Annotated in this window: 22 protein-coding genes; 7 read left to right on the top strand and 15 right to left on the bottom strand. The window is 47.2% G+C overall.

What is annotated here, in order from left to right:
• The first annotated feature begins 2 nt into the window (after positions 1 to 2).
• Positions 3 to 800, top strand: coding sequence for a prolipoprotein diacylglyceryl transferase (gene lgt, locus HP568_RS08690; RefSeq protein ID WP_048033596.1), 798 nt, complete (start codon positions 3 to 5; stop codon positions 798 to 800).
• Positions 801 to 924: 124 nt separating this feature from the next.
• On the top strand, positions 925 to 1164 hold the full coding sequence (locus tag HP568_RS08685; RefSeq protein ID WP_048033597.1) for a hypothetical protein: 240 nt from the start codon (positions 925 to 927) through the stop codon (positions 1162 to 1164).
• A 69-nt stretch (positions 1165 to 1233) separates the two neighbouring features.
• Here the strand turns inward: HP568_RS08685 and HP568_RS08680 are convergent, their stop codons facing one another.
• The 3 genes from HP568_RS08680 to HP568_RS08670 form a co-directional block, all read right to left on the bottom strand.
• Positions 1234 to 2253, bottom strand: a complete 1020-nt coding sequence (locus HP568_RS08680) for an inorganic phosphate transporter (protein ID WP_048033598.1) — start codon at positions 2251 to 2253, stop codon at positions 1234 to 1236.
• Positions 2246 to 2863 carry a DUF47 domain-containing protein gene (locus HP568_RS08675; protein WP_007728239.1) on the bottom strand — a complete coding sequence of 206 codons (618 nt, stop codon included), beginning with the start codon at positions 2861 to 2863 and terminating at the stop codon, positions 2246 to 2248. Before HP568_RS08675 ends, HP568_RS08680 begins: the two co-directional genes overlap by 8 nt.
• 159 nt (positions 2864 to 3022) lie before the next feature.
• Positions 3023 to 3709, bottom strand: coding sequence for a GGDEF domain-containing protein (locus HP568_RS08670; protein WP_173628880.1), 687 nt, complete (start codon positions 3707 to 3709; stop codon positions 3023 to 3025).
• Positions 3710 to 3997: 288 nt separating this feature from the next.
• Between HP568_RS08670 and HP568_RS08665 the strand changes: the two genes are divergently transcribed.
• From HP568_RS08665 to HP568_RS08655, 3 genes are all read left to right on the top strand, one after another.
• Positions 3998 to 5062 carry a type III polyketide synthase gene (locus HP568_RS08665; RefSeq protein WP_173628879.1) on the top strand — a complete coding sequence of 355 codons (1065 nt, stop codon included), beginning with the start codon at positions 3998 to 4000 and terminating at the stop codon, positions 5060 to 5062.
• 2 nt (positions 5063 to 5064) lie between these two features.
• Positions 5065 to 5592 (top strand): isoprenylcysteine carboxyl methyltransferase family protein, encoded by a 528-nt coding sequence (locus tag HP568_RS08660; RefSeq protein ID WP_173628878.1) that lies wholly within the window; start codon positions 5065 to 5067, stop codon positions 5590 to 5592.
• Positions 5593 to 5703: 111 nt separating this feature from the next.
• Positions 5704 to 6033, top strand: coding sequence for a hypothetical protein (locus HP568_RS08655; RefSeq protein ID WP_254475897.1), 330 nt, complete (start codon positions 5704 to 5706; stop codon positions 6031 to 6033).
• Positions 6034 to 6050: 17 nt separating this feature from the next.
• Here HP568_RS08655 and HP568_RS08650 read toward each other — a convergent pair whose 3' ends face one another.
• The 4 genes from HP568_RS08650 to HP568_RS08635 all read right to left on the bottom strand — a co-directional run bounded on the left by HP568_RS08650 (position 6051) and on the right by HP568_RS08635 (position 8593).
• Positions 6051 to 7166, bottom strand: coding sequence for an aminopeptidase (locus HP568_RS08650; RefSeq protein ID WP_047068072.1), 1116 nt, complete (start codon positions 7164 to 7166; stop codon positions 6051 to 6053).
• Positions 7167 to 7315: 149 nt separating this feature from the next.
• Entirely contained in the window at positions 7316 to 7489 is a 174-nt protein-coding gene (locus HP568_RS08645) for a DUF4025 domain-containing protein (protein WP_173628877.1), read from the bottom strand.
• Between the two features lie 118 nt (positions 7490 to 7607).
• Positions 7608 to 8066, bottom strand: a complete 459-nt coding sequence (locus HP568_RS08640; RefSeq protein ID WP_254551080.1) for a hypothetical protein — start codon at positions 8064 to 8066, stop codon at positions 7608 to 7610.
• 101 nt (positions 8067 to 8167) lie between these two features.
• The gene (locus HP568_RS08635) at positions 8168 to 8593 is read right to left on the bottom strand and encodes a MarR family winged helix-turn-helix transcriptional regulator (RefSeq protein ID WP_173628876.1); all 426 of its coding nucleotides are present in this window, start codon (positions 8591 to 8593) and stop codon (positions 8168 to 8170) included.
• A gap of 386 nt (positions 8594 to 8979) precedes the next feature.
• Here HP568_RS08635 and lepB point away from each other — a divergent pair, with 386 nt between their 5' ends.
• On the top strand, positions 8980 to 9540 hold the full coding sequence (gene lepB / locus HP568_RS08630; protein ID WP_048033605.1) for a signal peptidase I: 561 nt from the start codon (positions 8980 to 8982) through the stop codon (positions 9538 to 9540).
• A 61-nt stretch (positions 9541 to 9601) separates the two neighbouring features.
• On the opposite strand, the gene HP568_RS08625 is transcribed toward lepB, so the two are convergent.
• The 6 genes from HP568_RS08625 to HP568_RS08600 form a co-directional block, all read right to left on the bottom strand.
• Positions 9602 to 10423 (bottom strand): M15 family metallopeptidase, encoded by an 822-nt coding sequence (locus tag HP568_RS08625; protein WP_048033606.1) that lies wholly within the window; start codon positions 10421 to 10423, stop codon positions 9602 to 9604.
• Between the two features lie 82 nt (positions 10424 to 10505).
• Positions 10506 to 11396 (bottom strand): NAD-dependent epimerase/dehydratase family protein, encoded by an 891-nt coding sequence (locus HP568_RS08620; protein WP_173628875.1) that lies wholly within the window; start codon positions 11394 to 11396, stop codon positions 10506 to 10508.
• A 28-nt stretch (positions 11397 to 11424) separates the two neighbouring features.
• Positions 11425 to 13458 (bottom strand): gamma-glutamyltransferase, encoded by a 2034-nt coding sequence (gene ggt / locus HP568_RS08615; RefSeq protein WP_173628874.1) that lies wholly within the window; start codon positions 13456 to 13458, stop codon positions 11425 to 11427.
• 168 nt (positions 13459 to 13626) lie between these two features.
• Positions 13627 to 14706 (bottom strand): phosphodiester glycosidase family protein, encoded by a 1080-nt coding sequence (locus HP568_RS08610; protein ID WP_173628873.1) that lies wholly within the window; start codon positions 14704 to 14706, stop codon positions 13627 to 13629.
• Positions 14687 to 15193, bottom strand: a complete 507-nt coding sequence (locus HP568_RS08605; RefSeq protein WP_048033610.1) for a coiled-coil domain-containing protein — start codon at positions 15191 to 15193, stop codon at positions 14687 to 14689. The genes HP568_RS08610 and HP568_RS08605 overlap by 20 nt, the downstream gene beginning before the upstream one ends.
• A gap of 139 nt (positions 15194 to 15332) precedes the next feature.
• Positions 15333 to 16157, bottom strand: a complete 825-nt coding sequence (locus tag HP568_RS08600) for an RDD family protein (protein ID WP_173628872.1) — start codon at positions 16155 to 16157, stop codon at positions 15333 to 15335.
• 77 nt (positions 16158 to 16234) lie between these two features.
• Between HP568_RS08600 and HP568_RS08595 the strand changes: the two genes are divergently transcribed.
• The gene (locus HP568_RS08595; RefSeq protein ID WP_173628871.1) at positions 16235 to 17215 is read left to right on the top strand and encodes a stage II sporulation protein M; all 981 of its coding nucleotides are present in this window, start codon (positions 16235 to 16237) and stop codon (positions 17213 to 17215) included.
• Here the strand turns inward: HP568_RS08595 and HP568_RS08590 are convergent.
• A complete protein-coding gene (locus HP568_RS08590) occupies positions 17182 to 18552 on the bottom strand; it encodes a DUF58 domain-containing protein (RefSeq protein WP_173628870.1) in 1371 nt (456 codons plus the stop codon). The genes HP568_RS08595 and HP568_RS08590 overlap by 34 nt on opposite strands.
• The gene (locus HP568_RS08585) at positions 18503 to 19423 is read right to left on the bottom strand and encodes an AAA family ATPase (protein WP_048033614.1); all 921 of its coding nucleotides are present in this window, start codon (positions 19421 to 19423) and stop codon (positions 18503 to 18505) included. The genes HP568_RS08590 and HP568_RS08585 overlap by 50 nt, the downstream gene beginning before the upstream one ends.
• Positions 19424 to 19430 lie beyond the last annotated feature (7 nt).

Raw genomic sequence — 19430 nt, 5'->3', positions numbered from 1 at the left:
TCATGATTGATCCGATCGCAATTGCAATCGGCCCCTTAAAGATTCACTGGTATGGCATTATTATGGGGCTGGCGTTTTTCTTGGGTACTTATCTCGCACGCTACAATTCCAAACGTTCTGGCATTGATCCTGATCACGTCTTGAACATGGTGGTTCTGATCATTCCAGCAGCCATCGTTTGTGCAAGATTGTATTATGTAACGTTTGAATGGGAGCAGTACAAAGACAATCCACTGGACATCTTTGCAGTTTGGCAAGGCGGTTTGGCTATTCACGGTGGATTAATCGGTGGTGTTCTGGCAGGAAGCTGGTATATTCGAAAACATAATCTGCCGTTCCTTCGTTTGGCTGACATTTTTATGCCCAGCGTTATTCTGGGGCAGGCTATCGGACGTTGGGGTAACTTTATTAACCAGGAAGCACATGGTGATGTTGTTTCTGCCGAATTCATGGAGAAGTTCCCTGCATTCATCCGCGAGCAAATGTTTATCGGCGGACAATACTACCACCCTACGTTCTTGTACGAATCGCTATGGAACCTCCTCGTTTTCGCCATTCTCATGTTCATGCTGTACCGATTCAAAAAATTCGATGGACAGGTCTTGTTCAGCTACATGATTCTGTATTCAATCGGTCGCTTCTACATTGAGGGAATGCGTACAGACAGTCTGTTAATAGCCGATACCCTACGTGTCGCTCAATTAGTCAGCCTGTGCTTAATTGCTGCCGGTGTCATCTTGTTGCTCGTGTTTGCACGTAAAAGCAAGCAGACAGGACATTCCCAAAACTCGATCGAATAACGTCAACATGCCATATCCATTGCCACTCAGGTCAGTCCGACTGGGTGGTTTTTTCTTTGCCTTGTCTGAATTGTCGCAATGCAGGCAATAACTAGGAGAAAGAATGACAAAGGAGGGGAATCAGATGGATGATGGAATTTTGGAGGAGTATCTCGATCGCTACGTACGTATTCATTTTGCTCCAGGTATGATCGGCCAAGGATTATCCGCATATGCAGAAGGCAAATTGTATGATTACAGCCCAAATGGCATATTAATTGAAGAGCGGGATGGCTCACTGGATTATATCCCATTCTCTGCTGTACGCCTCGTGCAAATTAAACCCAAGCCCGGTCTATGGGAGCGATTAACTGGATCAAGTTAATGAAAAAGACACCTTCCCGCGTACTCTACACGGAAAGGTGTCTGTTATCTGTTGGATAAAGCTGTAGCTCTACAGGAATACGTCAAACACGACGTAGCATGCAGCAGCCAAAAGTCCTGTAATCGGAAGGGTAATGACCCAAGTGACCAAGATTCGGCCAGCCAGGCCCCATTTTACTGCGTTCAGCTTTTGCGATGCCCCAACCCCCAAGATGGCGGATGTGATCACGTGCGTTGTGCTCACCGGCAGTTTCAAAGCTGTAAAGATTGTGATAATCAAGGCAGAAGACAAGTCTGCTGAGAAACCGGAAACTGGCTTGATTTTCATAATCTTACCACCCAAGGTCTTGATGATACGCCATCCACCAAAAGCTGTACCTAAAGCCATTGCAATAGCAGCTGATAGTTTTACCCACAGTGGAATGACGAATTCGCCCGGCGCTTGAATCAAGAATCCACCAGAAATCAGAGCAAGGGTGATTACGCCCATTGTTTTTTGTGCATCGTTGGCTCCATGGCTGAAGGCCTGCCAAGCTGCTGACACTACTTGCATCGAACGGAAACCTCGATTGGTTTTGTGGTAGGCTGAGTTACGAACAAACCAAGAAACAAGCTTGATCACGACAAAACCAACAGCAAACGCAACAAGCGGGGATACGATCAACGCTTGGATAATGCTAATGAAGCCTGACCAGTTAATGGCACCACTTCCTGCGGCACCAAAAGCAGCACCTGCAACGCCTCCGATAATCGCGTGCGAGGACGAGCTAGGAATTCCGAACCACCAGGTGATTAGGTTCCACAAAATCGCAGATGTCAACGCGGCCAAAACGACGACCAATCCATTTTCCAGCTTGAACGGATCGGTAATGCCTCCCCCGATTGTCTTCGCTACACCCGTATACGAGAGTGCCCCGAGTAAGTTACACACGGATGCAATAATAATCGCGGTTTTCGGACTTAATGCACGCGTCGAAACAGAAGTCGCAATCGCGTTCGCCGTATCATGAAAACCATTGATAAAGTCAAAAGCTAGCGCCATGATGACGACGAGTACGAGAATAATCACCTCTGGCGAAAGATCAGGCATTCTTTAACACGATCCCTTCTACCAGGTTGGAGACGTCCTCAGCGAAGTCAGCACAGTCTTCGAGTTTATCATAAATCTCTTTGAGTTTGATCGCTTCCATTGGGTTGGTATCAGGAGAATTCAACAAATCAGATACCATTTTGCGGTAGTTGGAGTCAGATTCATGCTCCAAGTCTTTGATTTCCCCAGCGATTTGTGTAACAACTTTATGATCCAGCTTGCGCAGTGTGCGAATCAGCTCGATCAACTTAGCCGAGCATTTCACCAAAATATTGGCTTGTGCCAATACACGTGGATCTGGTTGAGTCACTTGGTACAGATACATACGATCAGCGACACCGTCAATGTAGTCGATCATCGAGTCCATCGTATGAGCGAGCTGGTGAATGTCTTCACGCTCAAGCGGAGTGATAAAAGTAGAGTTCAACTCGTTCATGATACGACGAACGATTTCGTCTCCTTCTTTCTCGACAGCCTTGATTGCCTTAACCTTTGTTTCTAGATCTTGATAGTTTCCTATCATTTCATAGAAAAGATGAGTTCCTTTGTGCACAGTGGCAATCTGCTGCTCGAACAGATCAAAGAAGATATACTTGTTTGATTTCAACATACGGGACTTCTTCACTCCTTTGAATAAATGACACCTAACAGATTATATCGAAAGTTATTGTTTCCGTAAATTTAAAATCAAGGTCAAGTGTGTATATTTTTCTTTAAGGAATTATTAAGTTTTTGTAAATGCTCTTTACAATCAAAAAAAACACCCGTGTCAAGAGAGCTGACGAGTGTTAGTTTTGCCAATATTTATCATTTCATTCGAAGCGACCATCATGCAGTCTTTCCTTTTTTTCGCTTCATACATAAGCATATCTGCTTTTTTCGCTAACTCTTCCGCTGTTGAAGCATGGTGAGGATACGAGGCTACTCCGATACTGACCGTGACACCTGAAAGAGCGTTTCTGACTTGATTTTGAATTCGTTCTCCGATTGCGAGCCCTCTTAATGTGTCTGTATGTGTTAACAGGACGACGAATTCTTCCCCACCCCATCTTCCAACCGTATCTTGTTTACGAACACTTGCTTGCAGGAGTCTTGCAAATTGGCAAAGGAGTCGGTCGCCTTCCAAATGGCCATATGAATCATTGAATATTTTGAAATTATCCAAATCAATAAACAATAAAGTAACAGATTGATGATTGCTTTTTGCCAACTCTACTTCTTCAACCAACTTGTCCAGAAATCTGCGATTGACGAGAACGCCTGTAAGTGAATCGTGATACGCCATCTGCCGCAACTGATCTACATATTTACCTATTTGATAGGCAGCAAGCGTCTGAATGACAGACACAAGTAAAAGAAAGACAATCATACTCTCATCCGTCGGCAATCCGTATCCGATTAACCAAACCGAGATCATCACACAGGACACACCCAAGCTAATCCAGCGTGAGCCCAAAGTACACTACCCCCAATCTATCCGATGTAAACCCTCTTTCATTCCGGACATTAGACCTATCTAAAAAAAGATTTAGTAGGTCTTTTTTCGTATAATCAGGAATATTTTACCTATCTTTTTTTGTAAGTTCAAGCAAAACCACGAAACTGTCACTTATTCATTCAAACGAATCTTGGAAAAAATCCTGACAACCAGCCTGTGGTCTATACACATGCTGCAAGATGAATTGGAACCAATTGGAAGGGACAAGCTAATGGCTAATAAAAACAGACGGGAGTGAATGAATGTATGCCCCGTATTGAAGCAGTAGCTACAGCAGTACCTCCCCACGAGATTACACAAGAGGATTCCATGAAGCTGGCACGCTTATTCTTTCAAGATGCATTTCCCGACATAGACCGCTTGTTACACGTATTTGCACACAGTCACATTCAAAAGCGACATTTTAGCATGCCAATGGATTGGTTTTTGGAGGACCGGCCATTTGCAGAGAAAAATCAATTGTATATCGAGCATGCGGAAGCCTTGGCAGAGGAAGCAGCCCGAAAGTGTTTGACAAAAGCTGGTGTCGAGCCGTCATCCATCGAATGTCTGATGTTTGTATCCAGCACAGGAATTGCGACCCCAAGCCTTGATTCCCGCTTGCTCCACCGTTTAGGACTCCGTCCGCAAGCAACCCGTGTCCCGTTGTGGGGCCTGGGCTGTGCCGGTGGAGCGATGGGATTGTCGCGGGCATGTGAGTACACCCGGGCTTATCCCTCGCGGCGAGTATTGCTTGTGAGCGTAGAACTGTGCGGCTTGACCTTCATCCGACAAGATTTGTCCAAAAGCAATTTGGTCGCAACGTGCCTATTTGGAGATGGAGCGGCAGCCGTATTAATAGAAGGAGACCAAGTCTTGTCCTCCTCTGACGCACCCAAGGTCCAATTCTGTGATGCGCGAACGACAACATGGCCCGATACCGTAGATGTCATGGGATGGAAATTGACCGATCCGGGGTTAAAAGTCATTTTCTCTCGCGACATCCCTACTCTCATTCGTTCTTCGATGCGAGAAAACGTCGAGAGCTTTTTGTCACCGCATGGGATGTCTATTGATCATCTGCGTCATTTCATTTTCCATCCAGGTGGAGCCAAGGTATTAACGGCTTACCAGCGGTCTCTGGGTATTGGCACAGAAGCCACTCGTTTTTCTGAAGATGTCTTAACCCATTTTGGAAACATGTCTTCCCCTACGGTTCTGTTCGTCTTGGAAAAAAGTATGGAGAGGGCGTGGGAGCCAGGAGATCGCGGTTTGGTCGCTGCGCTTGGACCCGGATTTAGCTCCGAGCTGTTACTTCTGGAGGCGAGATAGTCATGTTGCTCTTCTTTGGATTCGTTATGTGTGTAGTCGTGTTGCAGCGGCTGGTTGAGCTTCTCGTTGCCCTGAGGAATGCCCGCTATATCCGCTCGAAAGGGGGCTACGAGGTTGGGGCGAGTCATTACAAATACATCGTCCTTCTTCATCTTCTCTTTATTCTCTCGCTTATTTTCGAAGTGGTGGGTAAAGGTAGCGCCATGGTTTTGCCCTCTTGGTGGGCGGTTCCGTTCAGCCTGTTTTTGATCGCGCAAGGGCTTCGGTACTGGTGTATTCGCAGCTTGGGCAAACGGTGGAATACCCGCATCTTCATACTCCCAGGCGAGGCTCCGATCAAGCGTGGTCCTTATCGGTTCATTCGTCACCCCAACTACTTGGTCGTATCGCTTGAGTTGCTCCTACTCCCCCTGACATTTTCCGCTGTGACAACTGCCTTGACGTTTTCACTCTTGAATGCCTGGCTGCTCCTGCGTATACGGATTCCCTTGGAAGAAGCAAGCATCTACGAGGGTCATAGCGAGTCATAAAAACAAAAAGCCTTTGGCACACGCACATGCCAAAGACTTTTTATGGAGTAAAAGGTTTATCACTTGTCATTCTGCGGGAAAAGAAAAGAAGCTGTTACTCTTTCCCGTGAGGTGGATCAAGTGAATCGTACAACCATAGTGGAGCCTCAGGAGACGAAACGTATCATCGTCCGAGACTTTTTCGCTTTGATTGAAACGGTACCGAACAAGGACGACCAGGCCAGTATTCAAACCTTTCTTCGCTATTTGCAAAGTCTGCTAAGAATCAAGCAAGTCGTTCCTCCGGTTGTGGAAATCATGACGGTCATCAAACAAAACAAGCCACTTCTCTACCACGCGGCACGCAGAATTACTCTTCCTTCAAGCAATCTACACATGCTATTTCAGCTAGAAATGGATATTATGCTTGCACACGAAAGGCTCCGTCAGTACGACAAATGATTTGGGTAGGCTTTGCCTTACCCTTTCAAGTTTTCTGGATTCAGACATTCAAGCTCTGCAATGACAAAACGACCATCTTTGCGAATCAGGACGTCGTCAAACCAGATTTCCCCTCCGCCCCAATCCGGACGCTGGATGGAAACCATGTCCCAGTGCACAGACGATTTGTTCCCATTGTATGCTTCGTCATAGCATTGACCAGGCGTGAAGTGGAAGCTTCCGTCTATTTTTTCGTCAAACAAGATATCTTTCATCGGGTTGCGAATGTAAGGATTCACACCAATAGCGAATTCCCCAACAAATCGCGCTCCCTCGTCCGTATCCAAAATTTGATTCAAGCGTTCGGTATCGTTCGCTGTTGCTTCCACAATTTTGCCATCCTTGAAGGTCAAGCGAACATTTTCGAAAGTGAAGCCGTGGTATGGTGTTGGTGCATTATGAGTGATAACACCATTTACGGAATCCTTCACAGGTGCTGTATACACTTCACCATCTGGTATATTGCGCAGGCCAGCACATTTCACAGCAGGAATGTCCTTGATTGAGAAGGTGAGATCCGTTTCAGGTCCTACCAAGCGTACCTTGTCTGTGCGATTCATCAAGTCAACCAGACTATCCATTGCTTTGTCCATTTTCGCATAATCCAGGTTACATACTTGGAAGTAAAAATCTTCAAAAGCTGCTGTAGACATATTCGCAAGCTGCGCCATGGAAGGATTCGGATAACGAAGAACAACCCACTTCGTTTTCGGTACGCGCACGTTCATCACTGGCAACTCATACAGGCGAGAGTAGATGCTGAGCTTGTCACTTGGAACATCCGCCATCTCATTGATGTTGTTCGCTGCACGAATTCCGATGTAACCTTGCATTTTCTCCATGAGTTCAACTTCATGTTGAGCCATGGTCTTCAACTGCTCTTCATTGCAATTCATTGCGATTTCTCGGCTTACGGCGGGATCAATCAATTGAACATAAGGACTGCCGCCTGCTTTGTAAATCTCACGCACGAGGGCTTGCACCAAATCCGGTGTGTCCCCTTTCGCGTTGATCAAAATGTTTTCCCCTGGCTGTACTCGTACAGAATAGTTAACCAGATTGTACGCTAATTGATCTAATCGTGAGTCTCTCATTCGTGGCACACCCTTTTTAAATTTTCTGATTCCTCTTGTATTTTTACCGATACAATCTACTAAGTCAATAAAAAAATTTTTATCAACGGAATCAAAAGCGGCCAGCCTTCTTGCATCCAGGCTGGCCTTTTCCTATATTTTTACATCGTCTATTCCCTGTCCTCAATGGTTCCCATCTTGTAGATGTCACTGACCAACTCCTGCGTCGTAGCAAGACCAGCCGTATATTCGTCTGCCTCTTGATAATAAACAGCACCGCCTGCATCCTCCGTGCCCAACTCTCTTGCTCTGGATCGAGCCTGATCCTTATCATCACCTGCCATTTTCGTTCCTCCTTTCTTTTGGTTTCTATTCGCTATAGTTTGTACAGGAATCTCCAGATTTACCCGAAAAAAAGACGCCTTGCCCAATCGAGGGACAACGCGTCTTTTGTAAAGGAACTTATTTATTGTTATCGGATTCAGGTGCACTCATTGTCCAACCAGCAGCTGGAGCATTTACAGGAGTGATGCGATTCGTGGTAACAAATTGATCTGTTCCTGGCATCATTGTCCATCCAGCTACAGTAGAGATTACTGGAACGTATTGGCCACTCACCATTACGAACTCATCTTTACCTGGCATCATCATCCAGCCACCTTGTTGAGTCAGCCCTTGAATTGGGTTAACTGTTTGTGGAGCTACTGGTTTTGCTTCTGTTGTAGGTGCAGGTGTAGTTTCAGTTGCAGGCTTTTCTTCAGTCGCAGGTGCTTCAGTAGCTGGCTTTTCGTCGGTTGCAGGTTTTTCTTCTGTAGTCGTTGTTGTTGCTTCTGTTGCAGTAGTCGTTTCAGTAGCTTTTACTGCCTCTTCTGCAAATGCAGCTTGTGTAAACAGAGCTGCTCCTAAGATACAAGAACTCATGATCAGTGTGCTTTTCTTTTTCATATGTGTACACTCCCATTCCCGCGGTACACACTTTTGTCTTGCAAGAATGTCCCCAGACCCGAACTTGATGGCCATGTCTATATGGACTGCTGCATTTTCCTGAGGAAATACGTAAACTGCTCTAACTCGTTGTCGTTCAGATTCTCCAGCAGCTTTCCTACCAGTGCTCTCCTGTCGCACAAAAGTCCTTCCAGAGTCGGAATCGCTTGTTGTGATAATGTGACCCACACTACACGTCGATCTTGTTCGTCTCGGACACGGTCGATAAAACCAGCCTTCACTAACCGATTAAGCGCAATGGTGGTGGCACTATTGGACAGTTTCAAAATGGTCGCCAGCTCAGAAACTGTGCTTCGTCCTTTTTGATGCAGCACTCGTAGCAAGATAAACTGCTTTGGACTGATTGACTCCTCTTCTAGCCAATTGTTAATAAAGAAACGAGCAATTTCGACAAATACTCGATCCAGTTCCTCAAGTTTACTGGCACGGGACATATTGCTCACGACATCACCTATTTTCGGAAAATTAATAATATAAGTACTTTTACTATAAAACTATATAGCCTAAGTACCGGAAGATCAAGAGAACTCCCAAAATTATTTCTTTTCACGAAAGATATGTATGAGCCAGACAAAGTGTTTACCACTTAATATTTTTATTGTAAAACTTATTTCAAGAACATCTTAACTCAAACAGGAAAAACTGACAATAGGTAAGCTTGCAAAATAATGTTACGACTTTTTCAGTTTTACCCAAGAGCCAATTATTTCCTTGAATCATCTTTCGTATCTATTCGTAAAGCATGTATAATGGGAAGACAGCCTTACACACACGAGGCATTTGACTCAGGCATATTTGCCACAGAAACCACATACATAGGAGAATTTCAATGGAACAAACCAACCCTACACCAAAATGGAAAGTGGAATTGCTCGATTGGTTAAAATCGTTTGTCTTGATTGGCGGATTGACTGCCTTTATCTACGTATTTGTCATGGCCCCCTACGTCGTCCAAGGGCGTTCCATGGAAAGTACGTTGCATGACCGCGAGCGCGTCATCGTCAACAAAGCGATTTATTACCTCAAAGAACCGCAACCTGGCGATATCGTCATCATTCATCCAGATGCAACTGGGGACAACTGGATCAAGCGCGTGGTCGCAGTAGCTGGTGACACCGTTGAAGCCAAAAATGATCAAGTGTATGTCAATGGCCAACCTCTCAGTGAAGAGTATTTGGTCGAAAACAAGCTAAAAGCTTCTACAGCAGGTGTGACGTTAACCGAAGATTTTGATCCTGTGAAAATTCCTGAGGGCAGCGTGTTTGTCATGGGAGATAATCGTAACAACAGTATGGACAGCCGCGTCATTGGCCCAGTTCAACTGGATCATGTAGTTGGTCGTGCAGAGGTCGTATACTGGCCGCTGTCCCAGATTCGCCTCCCACGTTAACATTTATTCAGGTAGAAAAAAGCCGCTCCTTAACGGGGCGGCTCTTTTCGTTTCGATGACGTTATTTGTGAGCAACTGCCGCTTCAGAAAAATAATCCTCCAAAGTAAGACCACCTGCCATAATTTCTTTCGCCATCTCCTTCCCTACATAACGCAAATGCCAAGGCTCATACGCATATCCAGTCGTATCTTCCTTGCCTTTCAAGTAACGAATGACGAACCCAAAGTCTGCACAGTTGGCTGCCAGCCATGTTCCTTCAGGTGTCTCAGCAAATGATTCTTCCAAGCGTGTATTTGCATCATATCCGGACACATCCATAGCCAAGCCGGTCTGATGCTCGCTCTTTCCAGGTACGGCACTGTAGGCAGCGGCATGTTCAGCACCTTGCGTCCTTACATACGTTTCGTACAGCGATTTTTGGGTCTTATACGAGCGATAGCCAGAAACGGCGTACAGTTCAATACCTTCTGTCTTTGCTTTGGCAAACAGTTCTTCTAATGCTTGTGCGGCTTCTGCTCTCAGCAATCGCTTCTCAACTTTTTCATCAAAAGGAAACGGCACATTCGGCTCTACCAAATCCGGCGGAATATAATCGGCAGGCAATGCCCGCTGTTTATTTACGACAACCGAGAGATCTGTTTCATTCGTAACGGTTGGCACTCCATCCACATCTTTTATCGTCTCTGCAAGAGATGCCCGTTGAGGACGTGCTGTCTCCTCGTTATTTGGCTCAACTGTCGTTGACTGCGTTCCCTCTCCCGCGGACTGTTCATTCGACTCGCTGGATAACAATCCACTTAATGAGGGAGGTTCACATCCACTGAGTAGTGCTACTGATAGTGCTGCGACGATCGCAAGGCTGCTGGTGCGATTTTTGTTCATGATCGATCCTCCTGGTTCCTTACAGACACATATGTTCTGCTTTACCTTACCATGGAGTTATACGAAAGAAAAGGTAGATAGGTCACACTTTTTCGGTGATATATTCCTCGTTTAGGTTTTTGACAAGCACCGGTAACCATTCATCCAGCGACCAAAATGGGAAGCCCGCGGCTTTAGCCTTACCGTTATCCATGTAAAAGGATGCTACAAATCCAAAGGGAGATGCATCAGAAGCATCTGTCGTTGGCTCCATTCGGGCGGGTTTTCCGACGGTTTGCCCAATCATCTCCATCAACTCAGCAAGCGAAACAGTCCCATCAGAGCACGCATTCACTGGCCCTGTTATGGACGTTGTCGCCACCCATGCCAAAAATTGAGCTGCTTCCTGTGCATGTATGAAGCACATCTTGGCAGCGGGATTCGTGAGACCAATCGGTCGTTCCTCTTGCACATGCTCAATATGAAACCATAGCCGACGGGTGTAATCGTCTTCGGCTAGCACAATCGGAAAACGAACAGCTACAACAGGGAAGGCCTTCTCCTCAAAAAAGACGGCTTCTGCTTGACGTTTGCCTTCTTGATAGGTCGTCTCGTCTCTTGTTTTCCGGTTGATTTCATACGTGAATGGATCAAATGCTTCTTCCTGTAGTGGTTCCTCTGCATAATCGTAGACGGACAAGGTAGAGGTCAAAACGTACTTACCCACTTTCCCCCGAAAAACCTTACACGCATCCATTGCATTTTGAGAGGAATAACAGATGTTATCGTATACTACGTCCCACTGCTCTTCTCCCGCAACTGCCAGTGAATGGACGTCATCACGATCAAGCGTCATTCTTTTGACAGAGGCAGGCAACTCCACTTGGGTAAGCCCCCTTGTTGCCACCGTTACGTCTGCCCCAGCTTCAACAAGAAGCTGGACCAATCGCTTTCCAAAAAATCGCGTTCCTCCGAGTACAAGTACCTTTTTCATTTTTTGCTACACCCTTTCCTTGATTAGCCTACTTTTTGCGATTCAACTCGATGGACCGCTCTCCTTCCTTCCACATGACTGTATAGCCCAGCTTCTCACCAACTTTTTTGACAGGCAGGTAAGGAATTCCCTTCACCATAACCATATCAGACTGGAAGGACGTTACTTTTTGTCCCAACCCTAACAGCAACTTGTTGGCGTGAACATACGCGACTCCATCTATCATCACTTTTTGCTCTGCTGTATATGGGTAGACATTGCCGTTGACTAATAAGTCAAAGGGGCCTTCTTTTTCTTTTGGCGACTGGATTGGCTGAGCAGCCGTATACGCGATGGCATCGACACCGAGAACAGTACCCTCGCGTGTGTTATCCGCTCCGCCGTACATTTTTCCCGTTTCATAATCGTACACAATCGCTTGGACGTTACCAATGTTCGTCGGTTCCTCGGCAAAGACATGACCTTTTGCCATCAATTGCAGGATGACATCTTGGTCAATGCCCGCCTCCCACGTCACATTTGGATAGCTGCTAGAAAAAATACGTGGTGCACGGATGGCATCCTCAATTTCCATTCCATGATCGATCACATTGAGAATCGTCTGCGATACGGAGGCGATAATCGTGGAGCCACCAGGTGAGCCAATTGCTAAAAAAGGCTTCCCGTCTTTTAGCACCATAGTTGGCGTCATGCTCGAACGCGGGCGCTTGCCGGGCTCGACCTGATTGACACCGCCAGGAATCGCGTCAAAATCTGTAAGCTCATTATTGAGCATGAAGCCGTAACCCGGAACCATCACACCGCTTCCAAAAATATCTTCAATGGTCGTCGTATACGCGACGATATTCCCCCATTTGTCCATCACAGAGAAGTGCGTAGTCTGCTTGACCGGAGATTGATCTCTCAGTTTTATGGACACCTCTGGCTTTTTGCCAGGATCGTGCTTCCAAGGGTCTCCTGCCACTACATTGGCATTCGCTGTCTCTTCACGAATGAGCTGACGCCGTTCCTTGATGTATTCGTCTGCAATCAGCCCCTTTTTCGGTACCGGATAAACGTCCTCGTCCGCCATATACGCCGCCCGATCTGCGTAAGCGAGGTGGTTTGCTTCAATCAGATGATGCAAATAGGCTACCGACCCGATTCCGTCCTTTTTGTTATCGTAGCCTTCCATCAGCTTCAAAATCTGAATCAGCGTCAAGCCGCCAGAGCTGGGTGGTGCCATCGAAATCACTTCATATCCGCGATACATGCCACGGACTGGTTCACGCTCTTTTACTTGATACGCCTGCAAATCATCGAGTGTCATGGAGCCACCCGTCCTTTGTACCTCCTCGACGAGGGCCTTGCCAATTTCCCCTTCATACAAGGCATCCGAGCCTTTGTCGCGGATGATCTTCAACGTTTTCGCCAATTGGGGCTGAATCAGCATCTCACCTTCTTTGAGTGGAACGCCGTTTGGCGCAAACACCTGTGCGGCCGTCCCGTGCTTCTTCAGCTTTTCCATGGAATTGGCAATAAATTGAGCAGACACCCAGTTGACGCGTACTCCTTTTTCCGCCAGTTCAATCGACGGTTCTATCACTTTTCCCAGGTCCCATGTCCCATACGATTCCAACGCCTGTTCTACACCCAGCAATGTCCCTGGGATACCTACGGCCTGACCGCTCGTATGTCTCTCCTCAAATGGGATCGGCGTACCATCTGCCCGCAAAAACATATCGGGAGTCACTTTGGCAGGCGCCACTTCCCGGCTATCTATCACGGTCACTTTGTTCTGATCCTTCATGTAAATCATCATGAAGCCACCGCCGCCGATACCGGACATATACGGTTCTGCCACATTCAGAGCAAATTGGATCCCAGCGGCAGCGTCAATCGCATTGCCACCCTTTGCCAAGATATCTCTGCCGACCTGCGCCGCTGCTGGATGAGAGACCGCGACAATTCCTTTTGTAGCTCCTTGCACACCTGCTGGCACACCTGGGACTTTTCCCACCGCAAGATGAGGAAACGAGAGCACGGAAACAATCGAGAGGGCAACCAACATCCCTTTTTTCATGCGATCCCTCCTATTCCATTTCATTAACTTCTTCTATTATTATAATTTTCAGCATTTTTTAAGGTCAACCCACATTCACAGTTGCCTAGGCAAACTTTTCTCTACAGAAAAAAACACTCTTCTGCAGCTAGACTTGTCGTCTTCACAGAAGAGTGTTGCGATTTTTGCTTATGGCATGACGACCAGATTGCTCACCACGCGTCGTTCTTTGCCGCCAGAAGGCTTGTTCAACAGCTTGCCATTGTAATAAAACGCACTGGAGCCGCCGCCGTCGAGGTTATACGCATCCACGACATGCCACTCTTGCAGCTTTCTTTGCGCTTCCTCCAGCGTAACACCATTACTCCAGCCATCTCGTCTTCCATCAATGACAATCAGCAGCAAATCGCCGTTGTCGAAATGGCCGATCAGCGTTCGCGGTTGACGCGCATTCGCCCAATCACGAGGAATAGGCAATCGCTTTCCGTCTTGCAAGAGACGCGGCAAAAAGCTCGCACCCTGCAATATCCCTTGTTGCGTAATTTGCGCCTGCGTCTTGATGTTTGTTCCGACCAGATGACCTTTGTTGTTAAAACCGACAAAGCTCAGCTTCGCATTATTGGAAAAGGTACGAATCTTGCCGTCAACAACCGTAATGCCTAACGGAGTCAGATTGCCCTGCTTGTCCGACATAAAGCCGCCTGCATTGATCGCAAGAATGGCTCCTGTACGCTTACCAGCTTGACTCGTCGTTTCTCCCTTACTTTTCACAGAGTTGTTGGCCAGCACCATTTTCAACGCTTTCGGATCATTGAGGCGAACTTTGGCCATATAACCGCGGTATCCGCCTTCTTGCAGGGAATAGACTTTCACTGTCGAGTTTTTCCCGAAGTGTTGACCGATCGGCTTGCCAAGCATGTTGGACAAAATCGTGTCCAATACATCCGCAGATTTTTGTGTCTGGGATTTGCTCGCTTCAAGTGCGCTGCTGATCTTCTTGTTTTGTTGCTCGTATTCTTTCTGTTCCTTTTTCGAGCGATCCCGGATGTCTTCGATGACGAATTCTACGTTTCTAAGCTGCACCTTGGTGTCGTTGAGCCGTTCCCCCAGCTCATCTGCCTGGCTCTTCGCTATGGCAGAAGGGAGCTTCAGGCCTTCTGTCTGGAGCTTGTCTACTGGATTGTCCAGCGCAAAAGCGACCAAAAAACCGAGAGCAGGCGCCAACAGAAAGAGAAAGAAACGGTTTATCTTACCAAGCACGGGCAGCATCCTCCAATTTTTTCAGAGATGCTTTCAAATCAACCAGCTGTTTGTTGAGCTGGTCAACCCGATCCTGCAGAGCTTCTTTGGTCTTGTTAGTGCCACCAATGGTTTCACCAGTCAATGCCAAATCTTCTTCCAGATTTCCCAGACCCTTCTGGACATTTTGCATTTCTTCCTGCACCAGAGTCAATTGATCTCCCAATGCCTTCATCTGCTTTTGATTATCTTCTTGCATTTGATCAATTCGTTGGTTCACAAATTGCTGCTGCTTGTCCAACGTATAAACAGCAAAGGCATATCCAGCATAGGCAAGTCCCACCCAGACCAGAACGGCCAAAACGATTGGTAGTAAAGGGCGCTTACCTTCTGTCTGGGAGGGAATCAATGCCTGAAAAAGGCTGCCTCTTCTGCGTCTTCCTTTCTGCTTCCCGTTTGCCGGGAGTGGCAGTGTGGGTGACGAAGTCGATGACGTTCCCATGAATTTGTCGTCCATCGGCTCCCTCCTCCTTTCTGTGGCATAGAGTGAGGTTTCATTATAACATAGAAAGTTTTTGAAGCAGCATTTTGCTGAATAATGGAAAAATACGTCGAGAAAAGAAAATACCGCCAATATTTTTTGGCGGTACTTCGCTTTATTTTCGGAGTTGAAATTCGTGTTGCAGCTGATTGTGCAGTCTTTGCAAAAACAGGATCGGATCTTCCTTGGTATTCTGTTCGTCGACAAGCTCTAATTTTTTGCGCATGATGCTGGCAATTTGATTCCCGAGTTCATATTTTTTCGCGTGAGATAAAGAAGTTAGTCTGCTGATGAAGGAGGAAAGCAGTTGCCAGTCCTCTCGGGTAATCGCCTGTTTTTGGCGCTCGTCAAGTACGAGTAGCGCATGATTCAAATCAAAGCCGTTTGGCTGTTTGTCTTTCTTTTTCTGAAAAAGAGCCGATCGCTGTCCTGACTCCACCACGACAATTGTGCCCGCTACCATATCGCCAATTCGCTTATCACGGGGGTGGAAAAAGCATACGAGCGCCCCGAGAAAATAACCTGTTGGCATTGCGTCAATGATGCGAAACAGATTCCGGATCGTCGAGGAAACAAACGTCGCAGGCTGTCCGTTATCACGGATGACCCGTATTCCCACCAGCCTTTTGCCAACAGTCTGACCGCCCCAGAATGCTTCCTGTAACCAATAGTAGCCAAAATTCACTACGAAGATTACCAGGAGGACGATGGCCAACGCGTAGTTGCCAGAATCCAGGAAAAAATCATCTTCATTTCCAAATAAAACTATACCAAACAAAATAAATACAGTAAGATTAACCAGGAGCAAAATTCCTGTATCAATCAGCATCGCAGTGGCACGGCTGCCTAGACCTGCCGTCTGAAATCGCAGCATCACATGCTCGGGCGTCACGACAGACGCTTCTCGATTAGCCCCACTGGCGTATGTCGGTTCATTCATGATTTTTTTCTTCCCCCCTCGAAACTTTGAGGTTTTTTCGAGTTTTAAACACGCGCTATTGTAAGGAGGCATTATACATGGATATTACCTCGTTTTGGCACAAGCATAAAGCCTCTTGGGCCGAACTGGAACAATTAGTGGAGCGTTTTACCCGACAACCTCGGCACATCAGTGCTACCGATATTGATCGCCTGACTCAGCTGTACAAGAAAACGTCTGCTCATTTGGCCTATGTACGCTCCTACCATCCTGCAGACGAGATCACACTCTACTTAAATCAACTCGTCTTACGTGCACATAATTTGGCTTACAAGCAGCGAACAGGCAGTTGGCAGCAGCTTAAGCATTTCTTCGGTAGCTACCTGATGGGTCTCGTACATAAGCGAATGAGCTTCATTGGTGTGGCAGCGCTTCTCCTCATCATCGGTGGTATTTCTGGCTTTGCCGCTGTTATGGTCGATCCACTTAATCTGTATTATGTCTTGCCACAAGGGATGGCTGAGCAGATCGATCCATCCAGGCTGGGAGAAGGGCACGACTCACTCGACAATCCGGTCATCTCCACAATGATTATGACCAACAACATCAAAGTTGCGATGCTGGCCTTTGTCAGTGGAATAACATTCGGAATCGTTCCTATCTACCTTCTCTTGTTCAATGGCCTTCTGGTTGGAGCTTTGGCAGCCGTCTACTATCAGGCAGATAGCAGCTATGCGTTTTGGGCCTACATTTTGCCACACGGCGTGATCGAGCTGACAGCCATCTTTATTGCTGGCGGAGCAGGTCTTCATATGGGGTACCGCCTGCTTGTGCCCGGACGCTACGCACGAAAACATCAATTTTTGGAGGCGGCAAAAGAGTCTGCGCATCTCCTATTGGCTACGATCCCACTCTTGTTCATCGCGGGAATCATCGAGGGCTATATTACTCCTTCGAGTCTCTCTCTCGAGGCCAAGTACATCGTAGCTGTCGGCACGTTACTTTTGCTGATTGCCTGGTACCTTCTCGGATACAGACCCGATTCTCACAAAGCTTCTCTTGATTTGATGTCCAAATAAGTATTGATAACCGTCAGCGTCAATTGATCGGCCGGAACGTCCAGTACCTGGATACCCGCGCCGATCATTTTTTGTTGAAACGCCCTGCGATCGAGCTGGAACCTTTGAGCTACCGCCTTCGTAAACGCCAAGCTACTGTTACTCGTGTCTATATGACTCCATTCATGCAGAAGCGGATCTGCCAAAGACAGCAGCAAGAGCAAATGTGAACGGCGCATCCGCCACAAATAATTGCTCAACTGATCTTCGACGAGGTAGTTTTCCATATCTGAAAAAAGAACCACCAAGCTCCTTCTCTTCTGCTGGCGATTCAAAAATTCAAGCGCCTTCGCCGGATCAGCCTCTACAAAATCACTCGTCAGGTTGTAGGTTGCCTCCAAAAGGGTGTGCAAGTGGCGCAGCCCTCTGCCTGGAGGTATGTACGTCTTGATCTCATGCGAATAGGCCAGTAGCGCTACCTGATCTCCTTGGCGTAATGCCACTGCCGCTAACGTGAGCGCAGACTCCAGCGATCGATCCAGTCTCGTCTGGTTATCCAGCTCGACGCCCATCAGCCTGCCGCAATCGATCAGAATGGTAATCACCTTGCCATGCTCTGGTCGATATTGGTTCGTCATCAGACGTCGGGAGCGTGCTGAAGCAGACCAGTTAATCATCCGAGGATCATCGTCAGGCACGTAATCGCGGATTGCATGGAATTCCGTACCTGCTTTCGCCCTGCGCATGATTTTTTTCCCGTCGACGATCAGGCTCTCCTGCAACGAAGCCAAATAGCCACGAACGGCTGAAAGGTCAGGGTATACCTTGATCGTTTGTTCACACGCAAAGCGGCTTTGGCGATACCACAAGCCGAGCTTGCCATGCCACCGCATGTAAAGCCAGCGGAACAAGTACTCTCCGCGTTCTTTTCCTCTTGTTTCAAAACGTATGTTGGTTAAGGGTTGCTCCATCACACCCGTGACCGGACCTGCTTCTTCAAATGACAGCGGAAGATCATCCACGATGGAGTATGCAACGGTTTGCCCGCTTCTGTTCGCAAGCTCAAGCTCAATCGAAAACGATTGTCCGATATCTGTCTGCTCAGGCAAGATTCGTCGGATCGACAAGTCTTTCCGTTTGGGGATGGTAACCCAATCCAAGATACTAGCAATCACGAGTAAACCGTTGTACAAAAAGAATGTCGAATAGCCAATCTCCAGTAGAAATCCGACGATCGCGATGGGTGTGCCTAGCAAAACTGCCACAAGCAGTCGCTTGGATGGCAAGACAAAACGGTCTGCCAAAAAATCAGCGAGGAACTGGAATAGCTGCCAGCGTCTCTTCGATGATGTGGTCACTGGTACCCCCCTCCAATTCTACCTGCGGTGACAGTATGAGTCGGTGCCGCAATGCAGGGCGGGCCACCATCTTCACGTCATCAGGCGTCACAAACTTGCGATTGTCCAAAAGTGCCCAGGCTTTGCTCGCCATCAACACAGCGATTCCAGCACGAGAGCTGGCACCTAAGAGCAAGCGTTTCGTTTCGCGTGTATTGCGAATCAGTGTCGTAATGTACTCCAAAATCGAATCATCCACAACCACTTCTTCTAATTGGCGTCGTTTCTCCAAAATATCCTCCCATGTAAAGAGCGGCTCTTGATTACGCTCGTGGCTGCGCTTGTAGGGAATATGTTTGGCTAGGATTTGTTTTTCATTTTCATGCGAAGGATACGACATTGTTAGCTTGAACAAAAAGCGATCAAGCTGAGCCTCCGGCAACACATACGTCCCTTCGTACTCCACCGGGTTTTGCGTGGCGACGACGAAAAACGGATCTGGCAAAGGATAGGTGACACCATGAATCGTCACTTGCCCTTCCTCCATGGCTTCTAAAAGAGCCGCTTGGGTTTTCGGCGGAGTCCGGTTGATCTCGTCCGCCAGCAATAAGTTAGCGAAAACAGGACCTTTGATTGTCTCAAACTGGTTCTGCTGCATATTGAACACCACATGACCAATAATGTCCGATGGCATCATGTCAGGCGTAAACTGGACGCGCTTGCTCACGCCCCCCATCAATTCCGATAAGGTCCTTACCATTTTCGTCTTTCCGATACCAGGTACACCTTCTAGCAAAACGTGTCCACCGGCAACCAAAGCTGTTAACAGTAACCGAACATTTTGCCGCTGACCAACCAGCTCTTTTTCCATTTGTTGCAACAATTGCTCCACGGTCGTT

This window comes from Brevibacillus sp. MS2.2 (assembly GCF_013284345.1).
Lineage (GTDB): Bacteria > Bacillota > Bacilli > Brevibacillales > Brevibacillaceae > Brevibacillus > Brevibacillus brevis_C.
Note: the sequence above shows the minus strand (reverse complement) of the source record. Positions and strands in the feature narration are given on the sequence as shown.